The following is a 16,931-nucleotide window of genomic DNA, read 5'->3' on the forward strand; positions in this document are numbered from 1 at the left end:
GTATGTAAATGTATTATTTTGGTTTACAATTTATGCAACATATGTTATTATAATAGTAAGAAGTGCTACTGCAATGATAAAATGAGGTGAAGTGTATGAAAAAAATAATTAAGGTAATATCTCTATTTTTAATAATAGTTGTTTTCGGTGAAGTGTCATATGCCTCGGAATATTTAAACAACGTTGAATTTACCCAAAAACGTATGGACGAAAATATAACATGGAGTGGTAGAGAATGGATTACGGACAAATATCCTCCCCGCATCTCTAAAAATGCTATTGAGTTTACTGATATAGAAGAAAATAAAGCAGTTAAGAATAGGTTGCAAAATAGTCGTTATATTTATGTATGGACGGGAAACGATTATTTAGTATATCGTAGTGACCATGACTACAAAGGATATGATAAGCAAAAGTATTTGTATAGACTTTCAGCTGATTTTCAGCAAATATTAAATACATATGAAATTCCAAATTGGATAAATTATATGGAATTTGTGGATGATAAAATTTTTATAGCAACAGAAAATGTGTTCCCAAGTGTAAGTGATGGGCGTGTTTTAGGTATAAATAGTAGCGAGTTCGAAATATATTATAGCTATGATTGTGATGAATGGACAAAGGTTGATTATGAGGACAACTATTATATTGATATGCACAAGATAAATAATAAACTGCTTATAGATAATTATTTGTATTCTGATGGAAATTTTGATAAGGTAGTATATGAAAACCATTATTCAAGACCAACGTATAAGGTTGGAGAATTTCTTTGTGAAGAAGATAAAAAGAATGAAAAGAAGACAGAAGATAATACAGTATTAGCATTTTCAAATGATGGTGTATATTGGGTGTATATGGTTATAGATAAAAAAATGGAAGGTATTCAGGATATGTTTGTAGTAGGAGATGAGATAGTAATAGAAGACTATCGTGACTATTATGTTGGTGATAAGGAAGAAGTATTTTCACAGCTGCGTGAAAAATTGCCTAATAATCCTGTTTATGTGAAGTTTAACGATGATATTCTCGGCTTTGATGAACCGCCGATTATCGAAGACGGCAGCACGCTTGTACCTATGAGATTTTTGTTCGAGCAAATGGGAGCAGATGTTGAATGGGATAGCGAAACTCAGACAGCAACAGCAACGCTTGATAATAAGGCAGTAACATTTTCAATAGATAACGTCAACGCAAGAATAAATAATAAACCCGCTAAAATGGACGTGCCAGCAAGACTTGTAAACGGCAAAACAATGGTACCGCTACGTTTCCTTTCGGAAAATATGGGATATGACGTAGATTGGGACGCCGATAGCAGAACGGCGATTGTGAACTCATAATTGCCAACGACAAGAAAATGTGATAATATTAATGTATCATTACACAAAGAGGTAAAAGGATATGAAAAGAACAGCATTTTCTTCACATAACGAGTTATATGTTCAATATTTGAAAAGTGAAAACAAGCACAATATGTCTGTTCAACATTATCATGATACTTACAAAATATATTTGCAGTTATCGGGCAAAAGGTACTTGTTTTACGACAACACATGTTACACGTTGGAACGTGGTGATTTAAGACTTACAAAAGTACACAGTATGCTCATAAATACTATATGCCGATAGAAGAAATTACGGAATGTACAGGCTTTTCTTTATCAATACAGTGTACGTGAGTGTTTAAAAACGTATACAACAAACCACTGAGAACATTTAGAAAAAATCAAAGATACTGTAAGGGAATATGCCGAGCTTGAAGGACTTGCGGAAGATGAGGTGAAAGACCAAGAGGATTTTCACGGAGATATTGGTTTAGCACCGGCGGAAACAGCAAAAACGCTCAAAAATCCGAAGTCATTAAAAACGGCAGGATTTATGCCCGAAGAAGATGCTTTGCTTGAAGAAATAATCAGCAAAATAAATGAACGGTTTGACGGTATTTTTTCGGAGGGCGACAGAGTTATCGTTGAAACTCTTTACAACAGGGCAAAGGAAAACAAGAAACTAAACCGTCAGGCACAGAAAAATGATGAGGAAGTTTATACAAAGTCGATATTCCCTGAGGTGTTTAAGCAGGTTGCACAGGATGGTTATATAGAACAGATGAAGGCGTTTTCAAAATTGTTTGAGGATAAACGTTTTTATGACACGGTTATGGCAACATTGGCACAGGAAACATACCGTCATTCAAATGACTGTGCCTTATAAAAATATTCAATCGCCACAACAGATATAACGCCTGTAGGACTGAACTTTAAAGCCGGAAAAGCTTATTCAAAAGCACAATTTGATAATATTAAAATTTATACAGTAAAAATCTCCGATGAATAAATATCGGAGATTTTTTTATACCAAGGTTATGAGATTATCATTGTTAAGTAAATCGTCACATTCAAATATACTTAAACCGTGCATCAAAGCATAAATTATAATTCCGTCGCGGCGGTCGCGTGAATCAAGAATAGCAAATTTTGCAATACGCAAAAGCAACTGTGTTTCTTCAAAAGTCAAGTGCATACCGAATGAAATCGCAACGAGTGTATCACGTTTTGCATTTCTTTCACCGTTGAAAATTTTATAAACATATTCACCGATACCTGAATTTTTAGCGACTTGTGCAACGGTTATATTTTTTTCGTTCATCAATTCGTTTAAATAGTCAATAAGCGATTGTGATAAAAAATCTTGTTCATGCAAATCAAGAAAAGTCTTTATATCATCGGCATTTTTCAAGCCGTCGAGTAATTCTTGAGTTATGGTTTTCATTGACAATCCTTCTAACATTGTATTATACTTACAGTATAGTATAAATCGACATTATTTGCAAGAGGGGAGCAGACGAATTTGGAAGATTTTGTTTTAGAAAAAGTATTAAAGAATGATGACAGGCAGAAAATCGAGGTGATTTACAATCCGAAAACAAATCAACGATTTATAAAGCGTTCTGTAAATGATGATATTAGATATATCTATAAAATGCTTCAAAAAATCAATAACAATCATATTCCGAAGATATATGATGTGGAATTGACGGATAAAACCGTTGTGATTGAGGAGTTTGTTCAAGGTATAACATTAAATGAATTTATGGAAAATCACTTTGAATTTGCAAAAGGTCAAATAAATTCGATAGCCAAACAGCTTGTATCTGCAATGGAGGCTTTGCATAAGTGCAGTATTATACACAGAGATATAAAGCCCGACAACATAATTATGAACTCTGAAGGACATATTTGGCTGATAGATTATGATATTGCAAGAATTGTAAACAACGAAGTCAGAAAAGATACAACAGTTTTGGGAACGGTCGGATATGCACCTGTTGAGCAATTTGGTATGATGCCTACCGATTATAAAACCGATATATACGCATTCGGTGCAACAATAGAACAGCTTATGAAATATTCAGGTGAGAAAGGCAGACTTTTAGGAATTGCTCAAAAATGCAAACGTTTTGATCCAATGCAAAGATACCAAAGTATCAAACAGCTTAAACGAGCTATGTCGATGCAATTTATTAACGGTGTGACAATCGGTTTGACCATTTTAATTTTGTGCATAGCGGTTGTGTGCTGTGTGTTTGTGATTAATTTAAAGACACATATAGAAAATAGATATGACGATTATATCGGAACGTGGCATAATGACAGCAATATTTCGCTTGAGGTTTTGAGTGTGGATAATAACATAATGACGTTTAATTTAAAGCAACAGCAGGATAACGGCGGTATATACAGTCTAAATAATGTTACGGCTGAGATAAATAATAATACGGTTGATTTTCATACAGACAACACTGACGGAACGCTAAAATTAAACGGTAATGAAATAACCGTCAAAACGACGTCCGACACGAAATCGTCAAGTTCGATAAATGCGGATGAGATTTTGGAAAAAGACATTCAGATTAATGTAAACGGAAACAGAGTTATACTTGAAAATAATCCTGTGCTTATGATTGACGATGAAATATATGTTCCGTATGATACATTCCCGCGTGAGATAAAACTTGACGCATATTATGACTGCGGAACTTGGGCAGGTGACAGCGAAAAGCGAATTACAATAATGAATGATAAGACCATAATATTCTTTTCGTCATTTGATGATATGGATTGGAATTTGTATGTGACTCATGATGAAAATATAAAAACATCGTATCCGTACGAGTATGAGCAAATAACAATATCTTCTTGTCAGCCTGCCGAGATAAACGACACAATATATATTCCTTTGAAAATATTTGCCGAGCAATTCGGTGCGGAAGTTGAATATGATAAGGCAAAAAGAACTGTGAACGTTAAGGCAGATACAAGCGGAGAGTGTAAATCGATTAATGACATCTTGTCAATACAGGCTTTCACAAGCGAACAGGCATACGATATGGCAAAGACGAAGTATGATAATTTGTTGAGTACGGACGGAATGCCGCATTATAATCATAAAGGTAAATATTATATGTTTTTGACCGGAGCGTCCTCAACGGTTGATGTGTATTACAACGGAATGTTGGAAATAAATTAAAATTGGACAAAAAGTACAAGACTTTCTATATGAATACCGATATAATGAAAACGGTAGATATAGAAAGTCTTTTTTGTTACATTTCATCAATATGTTCCGCAAGAATTTTAACGGTTTTGCGAAAAGAATTGTAGGCTGACGGATTTAAAGAACGAGCAACCGAATCCATTTGTTCAAGAAAATTGTCTGATTTGTTTGCCGAGTCTATTAAAAGATAATCTATACTGACATTTAAAACCGTTGCGATACAAAATAATGTATCTAAAGAAAGCTTTCTTGTACCACGTTCGATATGCCCGAGAAAACCTGTGGAAATGTCGCATATTTCTGCCAATTTTTCTTGGGTGTATCCGCGTTCTTTGCGAGTAGATTTAATTTTTTTGCCGAGATTGACGTAATTGATATTGTTCACTGAATCGCCTCCTTTATATTATTTTAATATAATTTGTTGTTCATTGACACAATATACAAGACGTAAAACTTGACAAATAGACAAAATATGATATAATACTTATAGAAATATTAAAATTAGGGGGGATAACGATGAGCAAATTTTGCATAAAATGCGGAAAAGAATTGGTTGAGGGTACAAAGTTTTGTACAAATTGCGGTGCTGAAATTGCAAACGAAAATACGCAACCGGAGAGTACCAATCAAGAAAAGGTGGCAAATGAGGTAAATCAGCAGGTAAATCAACAAGTGAATCAACAGCAAAATTACAATCAAAATTTTAATTACCAAACAAACTCATATGCACAGAATGACACGGAAGAAAAAGTTAGGGCTACGGTAAAGAAAATATTTGGTTGTGAGATTAATAATAATGACGATTACTTCAAGGTTGAAAAGAAACGTTCGTCATGTATTTATGCAATTATCGGTGCTATATCTGTTGCACTTGTAATGATTCCGTTTTATGATAAGTGGTTTTGGTTTGAGGACGGATTTGAAAAAACATTACTTCATATAATGTCAGTGTTATCGGTTGTGACTATAATAGCGGCAGTGCTGATTTGCATTTTTTCACTAATAAAATATTTTTCATACAATAAAGAAGTAAAAATGTACAGAGCGGCAAATCCTACATTGCCAAAGTACGGTGCAAATTTAAAAGTAACAATACCTGTTTTGGCAGCAGCTTTTGTAGCTTGCCTTATATTATCGCCTATTATGGAAGACATTGACACAAAAGCATATAATGTATATCATGATAAAGGATCTTCAAAATCAGTTAGTACACAATATAGTGATTTGGTAGAAGAACGTGCATCCGGAGAATGGCAATTTAAATATACAATTAAAGAATATGTTAATAAATTCAACAAAGTAACAAATAGCGAGATATCTGTGAAATCGGCTGAGTTAAAAAAATCGGACAAACTTAACTCATATATATGGAATGATACGGGTGGCTACACAATGATTACAACGTACAGTGATAATGATAAGATATTTGCTATAGATTTTAATGTGGATTCAGAATATTATGAAGAATATTATGATGATATTGTTGATACAGTAATAAGTGCTTTTTCTATAATTGATGATGAAGTTGACACAGATAAAATTGAAGAAATGCTTGATAATGCAATGTATATAAAAGGATATCAAGATTTTTATTGTAGTAACGGAATTAAGTATATGGTAGATTGCAGTGAAAGCTCCATAGATATTTCAACGTTGCCGGAAAAAATGTCACCGGAAAAATAGTCAGATGATTTGCGGAAGTAAAATGCAGGGCGGATGTAGACAAATGTCGGATTATGATATAACACTACAATTTAAGTAAATAAAAAAATAAATCAAAATAAATTATTAATTTTTAGAGGGAAATAACATGAACAAATTTTGTACAAATTGCGGACATGAGTTAAAAACGGAGGAGAAATTTTGTCCTTCGTGTGGTTTTAATACAGAAAGTGTGAACCAAGCAAAGGAAAGTGTATCTAATACACAGAATGTGAATTCATATCAGAATACAAATCAATATCAAAATGCAAACGTATATCAAAATCCGAATAATGCAGCTTTTGGTAATGATGATATAACTATGAAAAATATGCTTGCACAGCTTTCGCAGAAAAATCAAACAAATGCGCTTATATGGATAGTCATAGGAGCGTTGCAAATAATAGGCGCAATTTATATGTTTGCTTTTTATGATGCATCAATTTACACATTAGCTGTTATGGCCATAGGAATTTTAAATATAGTAGCAGGATACAAAGATTATAAATACAGTAAGGAATTGCTCCAAAGACCTATTGCTATTATATCAAGATATGAAAGCATGACACCGATAGTTATCTCATTGATTTATAATGTTCTGTTCGGTGGGTTAATCGGTGTTGTTGGTAATATATATGAGTTGACCATACGAAATTTTGTTATTGCAAACAGAGAAATTTTTCAAAGAGCAGAAAACAGAAATTTTTAATGATTTAGAAAGAGGTATATTATGCAGACCTACGATTGGCTATCTCAGGGAGAAAATATTATATTTGAAAGTGCAGCGAGTAAAGTATGGAACGTCAAAGGTATAAATTTAGGTGGCAATAAAGGCGGAAAGCTAATACTGACTGATAAGCAGCTTGTTTTTCAAGCATATGTGTTCAATATAGGGACTCGTTTAGATAAAATACCTCTTGAAAATATTACAGGTACGGCAAAAACATTTAATCCGTTAGTGCCAAATCCAAATATGATAAAGGTCGAAACTCGTTTAGGGGAAAAATTTGAGTTTACATTCTGGAAAAAAGATAAGGAGAAATGGCTTGAAATAATCCCTAAAGCGGTAAGTGAATTTAAGAGCAGACAAGGTAATACAATAAATGCACAAAGAGTAAGCTGTAATGAATTCAAATGCTTGCAGTGTGGATACATCGGACAAAATGCTTTTCGCTTTTGTCCGATATGTGGCACTGAATTTGTAGAAAAAAGAGAAGATACTGTTGAAGAGAAAATATCTTGTCCGAAGTGCGATGTGGCTCTCGATAAAGGTCTGAAATTCTGTTCTAATTGCGGAGCAAAGCTGATGAAAGAGTGCCCTAAATGCGGATATGATGTTGAGGACGGAGTGAAATTTTGCCCTAATTGCGGTTCATTGATTGGAGTTGAGCATAATTGCCCAAACTGCGGAAGGGTATATGAAGAAGGTCAAAGATTCTGCTTTGAATGTGGAACAAAACTAATTAATGATGAAGAAAATAGTAATTAAGATGATAAATTATTTGTTTAAATAATCATATTTTGTCTGTTGCATACATTTTAAAGGAAAAGAAAAAATGGCTAAATTTTGCGGAAAATGCGGAGCATTAGTGGAAAACGGAGTATGCCCGAAATGTGGAGCAGAATATCAAGGGACGGCACCGTTTGTACTATATAAATGCAGAGAAAAGGCGAGAAATAAAATTAAGATACACATTATTATTAATTGTATTTTATGGATATGTATCGGAGCATTACAGCTTTTTGATATTTATTACATTCGAGGAATGTTCAATATTGAAATATTTAAATATATTCAGTATCAGCACGCATTTGGTGCGTGGAACATAGCAATAAGCATATGTGAAATATATGCCTCGTATGACATAAAATCAAAAGCGAGTATGTTTGTATCCAAATGGGAAAAAAGTCTTGTAATTATATTGATTGTATGTATTTTAAATTTGCTTATAGGTAACTATATTGGATTTGTGCTAAATCTACATATGTTATATATAAGACATATAATCAATAAAAATAAAATGCTGTTAATTTCAATTTGAGGAGGTTTTTAAAATGGCAGAATCGAGAGTATTCAAACTAATGAACGGAGTAACACTTGAAATGCTTGGAGAGGCGGTCGAAGGCTTTTTAAGAGATTCAAAAGGTATGCAGACTCAAGCGGGACAAACAACAGGTGGATACCTTATACAAGGTAGACAGGAGGCTGACGGCTGGAAGAGGATATCCGGTACAGACCAAGCGATTAGTGTACAGATGTTTAAAGCAGAAAATGTTGTAAATGTCACTACGGGATTTGGTAAATGGTCAGATAAAATAGGTGCCGGAGTGGTAGGATATTTTGTTTTTGCACCACTTGCAATAACAGCGGCAATAGGTGCATTTTTACAAAAGAAATTGCCTGGTGAAATTTTTGACTTCATAGAAAAATTCATTCTAAGCGGTGGTCAAAGTGCGGCTATCGGAATGAGTGTCGGAAGAATGTTAAATCAAGATGAAGTTATCTGTAAACACTGTAAAACAGCAAATCAAAAAGGCAAGAAATTCTGTTCTAATTGCGGAGCAAAGCTGATGAAAGAGTGTCCTAAATGCGGACATGATGTTGAAGACGGTGTGAAATTCTGTCCTGATTGCGGTGCGTTGGTTGAAGTTGAGCATAATTGCCCTAACTGCGGAACTACATACGAAGAAGGTCAAAAATTCTGTTTAGAATGTGGAACAAAACTAATTAATGATGAAGAACAATAATTAAAAAGGAGAAATAAAAATGAAAAAAGTAATATCGATTATACTAACAACAGTAATGCTTATGGCGGCAATGGCAATACCTGCATTTGCAGATCAACCATATTATCCTTGCTATGAGGGAACATGGCACATAAAAGAGAGTAGCGGAACACCGATTGAATTACAGATAAATAAAGCAGGTGACGGCTCAATGACAATCCACTTCCAATACGGACAATTTGCCGTAACAACATATGGGTCAATATACGGTAAGAAGGTTAAATCAGACTATTACGAAGTATGGGACGGCGGCGATTTTATTGTAAAGGGAACAATTAACCTTGACTTAGGTGATCAAGGTATTTGGCTTGATTGGCATGGTTACGAAAACGGTCGTGATTGCGGTACAACAGGGTATATGTTCTATAAAGATAATTTCAAGTACACAAATATAAGTGATTCAGATGTCAAAGTTGTATTGAATGGCGAACAATTATCGTTTGAACAAAATCCCGTTATTTTAAATGACGGTGTATTAGTTCCGATGAGAACGATATTTGAGTCAATGGGTGCTGAAGTTGATTGGTACACACCGAAAAAAGGAAACAGTAACAGAAGTGCAACAGCAACATTAAATTCTAAAAGCATAGTGTTTGAGGTCGATTCGTCATATATGAGCATAACCGCCTTAAAGAACGGACAAGCTACGGATACTAAAAAGATAACTCTAAACCCGCCTACTGTACTGTACAACGGATATACAATGGTTCCTGTAAGAGCTGTGTCAGAAGCGTTTGGTGCATCGGTTAACTGGGACGGTGACTCAAGAACAGTATATATAAATAACTGATACAAAACTCCGATGTATTTCACATCGGAGTTTTATCATGCAAAATTTATGCAACAGCATAGATTTTAACTTCGGGATTGCCATTCCAAAGTGGTTGTAAACCTACAAAAACATTATTTTTGAGTCGGGGGGTGAACATATTCTTGGACAATTTTATGCTGATAATTCAAGGCTATGTCTGTACTTTCAAGGCTCATTTTTTTGTATGTGTTTATTTGTTTAAAACAGTACCGTCTGCAAGGGTTATTGTGTGACCGTTGAAGTTTATTGTACCGTTGTTTTCAAGACTTGTTACAGTACAGTCACCTGTCAAAGTCCAAGTACTGTCGGAGTCGATTGTAACAACTGCATTATTATCAACAGCAGTGCCGTTTTGTGCGTTGTCAATGATGTTTATTGTACCTGTAAAATCAGATGAATCTGTAAGAGTCATATTAAGAGTGGAAACGGTATCTACTGCAATATCGCCGTTAAGCGTTTGATTTGACGCGGTAAATTCAACTTGTGCGCCGTTTGCGCCTGCTTTGCCCCAACCTCTTGCAGCGCTGTTACCTGTAACACGCATTAAATAAGCGTCAGCGTCTTTGTTGGTAATATCAACGTTTGACAAATTGATGATTGAGTGAGTATTTGTAATATAGAACATATCTCCGTTATTACCTGTCAGAGAACCGCCTGTCATATCAAATTCGGATGTTCCGACTTCTGCGTCACCTGACATTGATTGATAAATCATAACGTTGTGTACGTTTTCGTCAGAACTGCTGCCTTCCGTAGAACTCATATTGCCCGATACGTCACAATTATTAAGCTTGATTGAGTTTTTACCCTCAATTACAAGTGACTCAGAATTGTTTGCGGTAAGAGTGGCATTTGAAACAGTTATGTCGGATGTTGAATATGCGGCAGGGGAGTTGTAACCGTTTGAAGTATAAGTACCCTTGTCAACAACCACTGTACCGCCGCCTCTGTCCGAACGAATTGCTGCGGCAGAGTTACCGCTTGTGTTTACAGTTAGGTTTGTAGCATTTGTTGTACCGCCGCCTGTTGTCTGAATACCTCCGGAATTATCGGCAGTTGTTGTAATAGTTGAATCGGATACGTTTACAGTTGTGCCTGTGCCGTAACTGAAGATACCGTTACCGTTTTGTGCAGATGAGTTTACTGTTGCATTTTTTATTGTAACATTAGCACCGTTTGTTGCAAGCAATGCGGCATTTTGACCGTAGAAATCGCCGTCCTCTGTATTTGACGAAGAACCTGCCGACTTGTCGACTGTTACAGAATCAAGTGTAACAGTTGCACCGTCAACACGAAGTGCGTTTTCGTCATCACCTGTTGAAGAATATGATGTTGATGAATATGTTCCGTCCTCAGTGATTGTTGTAGCAGATGTGCCTTGTGTTACTGTATCCGAACCGCCAAATCCGCCCAGCATATTACCGCTCGGTGGTTGCATACCGCCTTGATTAGCACTAGGATTGACGGAATCAACTGCGTTAATTAAAATTACGGCTGTTTCCGCACGGATAAGTGACGAAAGCGGTCTTAATGTTTTGCCGTCGCCCTCGATAATTCCTTTACCTACAAGTGCTTTTACTGCATTTTCGGCATATGCTGAAATTTCAGATCTGTCAGTATATGATGATAAATCATCTAAAGCCGATAAATCATTGCCTTTGTATTGCAAATAGTTATATAAAAATACCATCATTTGTTCACGTGTTAAATCGGCATTTGCGTCAAAAGTCCAACCGTTGTTGTCGGAGATGATTGATTTTTCTTTAGCCCAATCTACTGCCTCGTCATACCAATTACCGCTTGTTTGTTCGCTGACTGTATTACCGTCTGCTCTGTAAAGCATCATAATAATCTGAGCACCTGTAACGGAGCTTTCAGGTGAAAATTCTATATCACTCATACCGGAAATAAGTCCTTTTCCGTATGCTTGTGATACTACATTATAATACCAAGCATCACTTGCAACATCGGTGAACGGAATTGATACATTCATATCACCTTGCGGTTGTTCGCCGTTAGGCATTTGCGGTGGCTGCTCACCGTCGGATTGATCTCCGTCAGGTTTTGCAGGTGGCTGTTCGCCCTGTGACTGTGTCGGCATTTGCGGTGGCTGTTCCGTAGTATCGGCAAATGCCTCAGGCATTATCGAAGTAAGCAAAGCCACTGTGATTAATAGAGTTGTAATTTTTTTCTTTAACATTTTGAATTTCTCCTTTATTTCGTTTCCATAATTGAAGTATAAGACAGAAACCTTAAAAAAACATTAAAATTCAAAAATAATTATAAATTTTTTTTATAATCTATTTACATTAAAAAAATAAACATATATAATGAAGTAAAGATTTTACAATCAACAAATTATTTGTTTGGGGGAAAATATAATTAACGGAGGGTGATTATTATGAAAAAGTTATACAAATCTGATGTTGACAGAAAGCTCTGCGGTGTTTGCGGAGGAATAGCGGAATATTTGGGGATTGATTCAACGATAGTGAGATTAATTTGGGTTGTGCTTGTAGTTTTCTTCGGAACGGGAATTTTGGCATACATCATTGCCGCACTTGTTATTCCCGATTATCCGAATAAAATAATATAATAATTTTGCGGAGGAAAATATGAATATAACACTTATTCGTTCCAATAAACGAAAAAACAGCACTACATATAATTCGGCTGAATATCTTATATCTAAGCTGGAAAATGTTGATAAAGTTTATGAATTTACTTTGCCGGAGGATATGCCACATATATGTTGCGGGTGTTATGCGTGTATAAAAGGCGATGAGGAAAAGTGCGGTGGATATAAATATTTGAAACCTATATTAGACGCATTTGATGATTCAAGTCTTATTATATTTTGTTCGCCTGTTTATGTAGGTCATATTCCCGGTCAAATTAAAAGTTTTCTTGACCATTTTGGATACAGGTGGTTGGTTCATCGTCCCGATTTTAAAATGCTGAAAAAACGAGCCGTTATAATTGCAAGTGCAGGCGGCGGAGGCTTAAAAGCAACGGTTAAAGATATAAAGGACAGTATGGATTATTGGGGAGTCGCAAGGACTTATTCTGTCTATCAAGGTGTTTGGGGATATTTTTGGGACAATATGCCCGATAAATTTAAAAATTCACTTTTGAAAAAACTTGATAAAACAGCAAGAAAAATAAATAAGACTTCCGAAAAGGTCACTATGTCATTAAAAGTTAAAATGTTATATACGATGTTTTCAAAATTGCATTTAAAAAGAAAAATGACAAATGTTGATGATGAATATTGGATTAAAAATTATAAAACGGAGGGGTAAAGGATGAAAATTAAAAAGGTAGTTTCAGGACTATTGGCATTGTCAATAGCTGTTGGCAGTATGTATGTCGTATCGGCTAAAGACCAATATGTAACAAGAGGTCAGGTTGCGGATATGTTATTGGTTGCGGCAGACGATTATAACCCGAATGTGAAGAAAGAGGATATTATACAAGGATATGAGGACGGCGAACTTCACGAAGATTGGAATGTAACAAGAGCAGAGGCACTTGTTATGTTAAAGCGTGCTTTTGGAAAAATGCCTGAACTGAACGAGTACACAAAACGTATAGCAATACCTAAAGAAGATTTTACGGACATACCGAAGTGGGCAGAAACCGAACTTGCGGACGTATTTGACGCAGGTATTGTGGCAGGAACTTCTGAGGGAGTATTTTCACCTGATGAAAATGTAACCGACACTCAAATGGATTTGTTTATAAAAAGAACATATGCGGTTTTCGGCAGCAATTTAAAAGACGATTTTTATGCAACGGTTAATAAAGAAGCACTAAACAATTTTGAAATAAAACCCGGCAGATTGATTGCAGGTAATGCATACAGCTTAGATGATACAAATACAGAGCGAATAAATGATTTGCTGGCAAATATCATAAACCAATCACACGCAAAAGGTACAAAAGAACAGAAAATAGCTGACTTATACAATAATATAACAGATACGGAATCAAGAAATAAAGCAGGTATTACTCCAATAAAACCGTATCTTGATAAAATTGATGAAGCAAAGACAATTAAGGATTTAAACGAAATAAACAGTGAATTGATTAAGGAGCTTTGTATATCGGCATTGGGTGATTTTTCGGTAACGGCTGATTTTAAGGACAACACAAAAAATATACTGGATTTTTATATGATAGCACCGATATTGCCGAAAGACATATATATGTCGGATAATGCGGAGCAGATAAAAGCATACAAAGATTATTTGACTGAAAATTTAGTATTGAGCGGAGAAACTAAAGAAAGCGCTCAAAAACATTCAGAGGCATATTTTGATTTTGAAAAACAGCTTGCCGAGAGTATGCTTGATACACAGGATAATGCTGATGTTGACAAAATATACAATCTGTATACATTGGAAGAATTGCAGAAAGCAGTACCGAATATGGATATTTCAAAAATATTAAAGGATTCGGAATTGAAGTATAACGGTAAAATCCTTGTTTCGGACGTTGGTCTGTTGGAGAAAAACGGAGAACTTTATAATAAAGACAATATTGATGTTTTAAAGACAAGAGCCAAACTTATAGTATTGTTGGGTTGGGGCGAAACGTTAAATGAAGAATTTACACAAGTGTCAACCGATTTCCAAAATGCGTTTTACGGAACAGAGGGAAGTTATACAGCGGAGGAAAAGGCAACTATAACAATAGAAAACGTTATGTATGACTATCTTGGCGAATTATATGCTCAAAATTATTTCAGCAAAGAGGCAAAACAAAATGTCGAGAAAATGATAAGTGACATAATAGATGTATACAGAACAAGGATTGAAAAGCTTACATGGATGAGCGATACCACAAAGGAAAAGGCATTGAAAAAACTTGATACAATGCAAATTAATGTAGGTTATCCGGAAGATGTTCAGTCATATATGGACGATGTTGAAATTAAATCAGCTGCAGACGGCGGAAGTTATTTTGAAAATATGCTTGCAATCTCCAAAGAACAGGTGAAAAATTTGATTGAACATCAAGACGAACCGATAGATAAAAATGATTGGGGCATGGCTGTTTATACGGTTAATGCAATGTATGACTCATTGGCAAACAGTATAACATTCCCGGCTGGAATATTGCAAGCACCAATATATGATGTAAACGCGTCATATGAAGAAAATTTAGGTGGTATCGGATATATTATTGCACATGAAATTACACACGCATTTGACAATAACGGTGCTAAATTTGACGAAAACGGTAATGCGACTGACTGGTGGACAGAAGAAGATTACAGTGCATTTTCAAAACTTTGCAAGGATGTTGAAGCTTTTTATGACGGAGAAGAGGCGGCACCGGGAATTGCTGTGAACGGCGAGCTGACATTGAGTGAAAATATAGCCGATTTGGGTGCGGTATCTTGTATAACGGAAATAGTTTCTCACCTTGATAATCCGAATTACGAGGCATTATATAAATCAATAGCAAGAACATGGGCATCAAGCTCAAGCCGTGAATATATGCAATATATTTCTCAAACAAATGTTCATTGCCTTGATAAATTGCGTACAAACCGTACTATTGTAAATGACCAGAAATTTTATGATACATTCGGCATAAAGGAAAATGACGGTATGTATGTTGCCCCTGAGGACAGAGTGCATATTTGGTAAAACAAAATATCAAGTTAAAGGCAATTCGGAATTTTCGGATTGCCTTTGTTTAATAGTTGTGATAAACTAAAATAAAGAACAAATATTCGGAGGTTACGATGGAACTTAGAGTATTAAAATATTTTTTGATGATTGCACGAGAGGAAAATATAACAAGAGCGGCACAAAGACTGAATGTAACGCAACCTACTTTATCAAGACAGCTTATGCAGATGGAAGAAGAACTCGGAGTGAAGTTGTTTAAACGCGGAAAACACAGTATATCACTTACGGAGGACGGAATACTGTTAAAACAACGTGCACAGGAAATTATAAATATAGAAGAAAAGATAAGAGAAGATTTGTCACACAGTGACGATATGCTCATGGGAACGATAACCATTGGAAGCGGAGAAACTTGTGTATTGAGTGGAGTTGCAAAGTTGGCGGCATCATTCAGAAAAGAAAATCCGAAAGTAATGTTTGAGGTTTGCAGTGGAATTGCTGACGATATTAAAGATAAAATTGAAAACGGTACTGTTGATGTTGGTCTTTTGAAAGAGCCTGTCGATATAAGTAAATATGAATTTGTGCGTTTGGGGCAAAAAGAAAAATGGGGAGTTATAATGCGAAAAGATTGTCCGCTTGCGGAAAAAGAATATATTACTCCCAAAGATTTAGCAGGTCAGCCTTTGATATTCGCAAAACGTGAAAGCGTACGAAATGAAATAGAAAATTGGTTCGGTGATTGCTACGACAATATCAAAATAGTGGCAAGCTGTGACCTTATATATAATACCGAATCGCTTGTAAAAGGCGGAGTAGGTTTGGCACTGTGTATTGACAGTGATATGTATTACGACGATTTATGCTTTAAACCGCTTTCACCGATGCTTGAAACAGGAACTGTAATAGTCTGGCGAAAAAATCGTACTGTTTCACCGTCTGTCAATTCTTTTATAAAACACATTAAGAAATGCCTTGAATGTATAGTTTGAAATACAATATAAGTATTTTACATATGTACTTGTTAGTGATAGAATATAGATGTCAAATAAAAGACATCTATATTTTTTATGGAGGAAATTATGACAATAGAAGAGGCAAGCGAAAAATACTGTATTCCCATAAAAATTTTAAAAGAATATGAAAGTATGGAACTTTGCAAAACCGTAAAAAGAGTTATGGGCGAATGGCATTATGATGATGAAGATATAAAAAGATTAAGTATGATAATGACATTGTATGAAACAGATTTTTCAAAAGAAGATATTGATGAATATATGCAGCTGATACTGTCAGGCGAAAATGACGAGGAATGTCTTAAAATCCTAAGTCAAAAACGAAAAAAAGCGCTTGACAAAATTCATATATTAGAAAAACAAATATCTAATTTAGATTATTTAAAGAATGAAATAAAAAATAATAATTAGGAGGAA

General features: G+C 35.1%; 18 protein-coding genes. 15 read left to right on the plus strand and 3 right to left on the minus strand.

Features of this window, described 5'->3' with window-relative positions:
- Positions 1–95 precede the first annotated feature (95 nt).
- The 3 genes from LKE05_RS11565 (at position 96) to LKE05_RS11575 (ending at position 2,214) form a co-directional block, all read left to right on the plus strand.
- Entirely contained in the window at positions 96–1,343 is a 1,248-nt protein-coding gene (locus LKE05_RS11565; protein ID WP_308456953.1) for a copper amine oxidase N-terminal domain-containing protein, read from the plus strand.
- A 61-nt stretch (positions 1,344–1,404) separates the two neighbouring features.
- A complete protein-coding gene (locus LKE05_RS11570; protein ID WP_308456954.1) occupies positions 1,405–1,632 on the plus strand; it encodes an AraC family ligand binding domain-containing protein in 228 nt (75 codons plus the stop codon).
- A gap of 150 nt (positions 1,633–1,782) precedes the next feature.
- The gene (locus LKE05_RS11575; RefSeq protein ID WP_308456955.1) at positions 1,783–2,214 is read left to right on the plus strand and encodes a hypothetical protein; all 432 of its coding nucleotides are present in this window, start codon (positions 1,783–1,785) and stop codon (positions 2,212–2,214) included.
- Positions 2,215–2,352: 138 nt separating this feature from the next.
- Here the strand turns inward: LKE05_RS11575 and LKE05_RS11580 are convergent, their stop codons facing one another.
- Positions 2,353–2,772 carry a helix-turn-helix domain-containing protein gene (locus LKE05_RS11580; RefSeq protein WP_308456956.1) on the minus strand — a complete coding sequence of 140 codons (420 nt, stop codon included), beginning with the start codon at positions 2,770–2,772 and terminating at the stop codon, positions 2,353–2,355.
- 78 nt (positions 2,773–2,850) lie between these two features.
- Between LKE05_RS11580 and LKE05_RS11585 the strand changes: the two genes are divergently transcribed.
- Complete coding sequence (locus LKE05_RS11585) at positions 2,851–4,530, plus strand: protein kinase domain-containing protein (protein ID WP_308456957.1); 1,680 nt, start codon at positions 2,851–2,853, stop codon at positions 4,528–4,530.
- 76 nt (positions 4,531–4,606) lie between these two features.
- Here the strand turns inward: LKE05_RS11585 and LKE05_RS11590 are convergent, their stop codons facing one another.
- Positions 4,607–4,942 (minus strand): helix-turn-helix domain-containing protein, encoded by a 336-nt coding sequence (locus LKE05_RS11590; protein WP_308456958.1) that lies wholly within the window; start codon positions 4,940–4,942, stop codon positions 4,607–4,609.
- A gap of 131 nt (positions 4,943–5,073) precedes the next feature.
- Between LKE05_RS11590 and LKE05_RS11595 the strand changes: the two genes are divergently transcribed.
- From LKE05_RS11595 to LKE05_RS11620, 6 genes are all read left to right on the plus strand, one after another.
- Positions 5,074–6,240, plus strand: a complete 1,167-nt coding sequence (locus tag LKE05_RS11595) for a zinc ribbon domain-containing protein (RefSeq protein ID WP_308456959.1) — start codon at positions 5,074–5,076, stop codon at positions 6,238–6,240.
- A gap of 127 nt (positions 6,241–6,367) precedes the next feature.
- Positions 6,368–6,967 (plus strand): zinc ribbon domain-containing protein, encoded by a 600-nt coding sequence (locus tag LKE05_RS11600; protein ID WP_308456960.1) that lies wholly within the window; start codon positions 6,368–6,370, stop codon positions 6,965–6,967.
- Between the two features lie 21 nt (positions 6,968–6,988).
- Positions 6,989–7,747 (plus strand): zinc ribbon domain-containing protein, encoded by a 759-nt coding sequence (locus tag LKE05_RS11605; protein WP_308456961.1) that lies wholly within the window; start codon positions 6,989–6,991, stop codon positions 7,745–7,747.
- Between the two features lie 67 nt (positions 7,748–7,814).
- Positions 7,815–8,300, plus strand: coding sequence for a zinc ribbon domain-containing protein (locus LKE05_RS11610; RefSeq protein ID WP_308456962.1), 486 nt, complete (start codon positions 7,815–7,817; stop codon positions 8,298–8,300).
- Positions 8,301–8,313: 13 nt separating this feature from the next.
- Complete coding sequence (locus LKE05_RS11615) at positions 8,314–9,006, plus strand: zinc ribbon domain-containing protein (protein ID WP_308456963.1); 693 nt, start codon at positions 8,314–8,316, stop codon at positions 9,004–9,006.
- Positions 9,007–9,025: 19 nt separating this feature from the next.
- Positions 9,026–9,835: a copper amine oxidase N-terminal domain-containing protein gene (locus LKE05_RS11620; protein ID WP_308456964.1), complete on the plus strand. Its 810-nt coding sequence runs from the start codon at positions 9,026–9,028 to the stop codon at positions 9,833–9,835.
- Between the two features lie 211 nt (positions 9,836–10,046).
- Here the strand turns inward: LKE05_RS11620 and LKE05_RS11625 are convergent, their stop codons facing one another.
- Positions 10,047–12,056, minus strand: coding sequence for an S-layer homology domain-containing protein (locus LKE05_RS11625; RefSeq protein ID WP_308456965.1), 2,010 nt, complete (start codon positions 12,054–12,056; stop codon positions 10,047–10,049).
- A 201-nt stretch (positions 12,057–12,257) separates the two neighbouring features.
- Between LKE05_RS11625 and LKE05_RS11630 the strand changes: the two genes are divergently transcribed.
- The 5 genes from LKE05_RS11630 to LKE05_RS11650 all read left to right on the plus strand — a co-directional run bounded on the left by LKE05_RS11630 (position 12,258) and on the right by LKE05_RS11650 (position 16,925).
- The gene (locus LKE05_RS11630; RefSeq protein WP_022229398.1) at positions 12,258–12,452 is read left to right on the plus strand and encodes a PspC domain-containing protein; all 195 of its coding nucleotides are present in this window, start codon (positions 12,258–12,260) and stop codon (positions 12,450–12,452) included.
- A 19-nt stretch (positions 12,453–12,471) separates the two neighbouring features.
- On the plus strand, positions 12,472–13,158 hold the full coding sequence (locus LKE05_RS11635; protein WP_022229397.1) for a flavodoxin family protein: 687 nt from the start codon (positions 12,472–12,474) through the stop codon (positions 13,156–13,158).
- A 3-nt stretch (positions 13,159–13,161) separates the two neighbouring features.
- Entirely contained in the window at positions 13,162–15,513 is a 2,352-nt protein-coding gene (locus LKE05_RS11640) for a M13-type metalloendopeptidase (protein WP_308456966.1), read from the plus strand.
- A 98-nt stretch (positions 15,514–15,611) separates the two neighbouring features.
- The gene (locus LKE05_RS11645) at positions 15,612–16,490 is read left to right on the plus strand and encodes a LysR family transcriptional regulator (RefSeq protein ID WP_308456967.1); all 879 of its coding nucleotides are present in this window, start codon (positions 15,612–15,614) and stop codon (positions 16,488–16,490) included.
- Between the two features lie 90 nt (positions 16,491–16,580).
- Positions 16,581–16,925 carry a MerR family transcriptional regulator gene (locus LKE05_RS11650; protein WP_022229394.1) on the plus strand — a complete coding sequence of 115 codons (345 nt, stop codon included), beginning with the start codon at positions 16,581–16,583 and terminating at the stop codon, positions 16,923–16,925.
- Positions 16,926–16,931: the final 6 nt, after the last annotated feature.

It is taken from the genome of Hominilimicola fabiformis (assembly GCF_020687385.1).
Taxonomy (GTDB): domain Bacteria; phylum Bacillota; class Clostridia; order UBA1381; family UBA1381; genus Hominilimicola; species Hominilimicola fabiformis.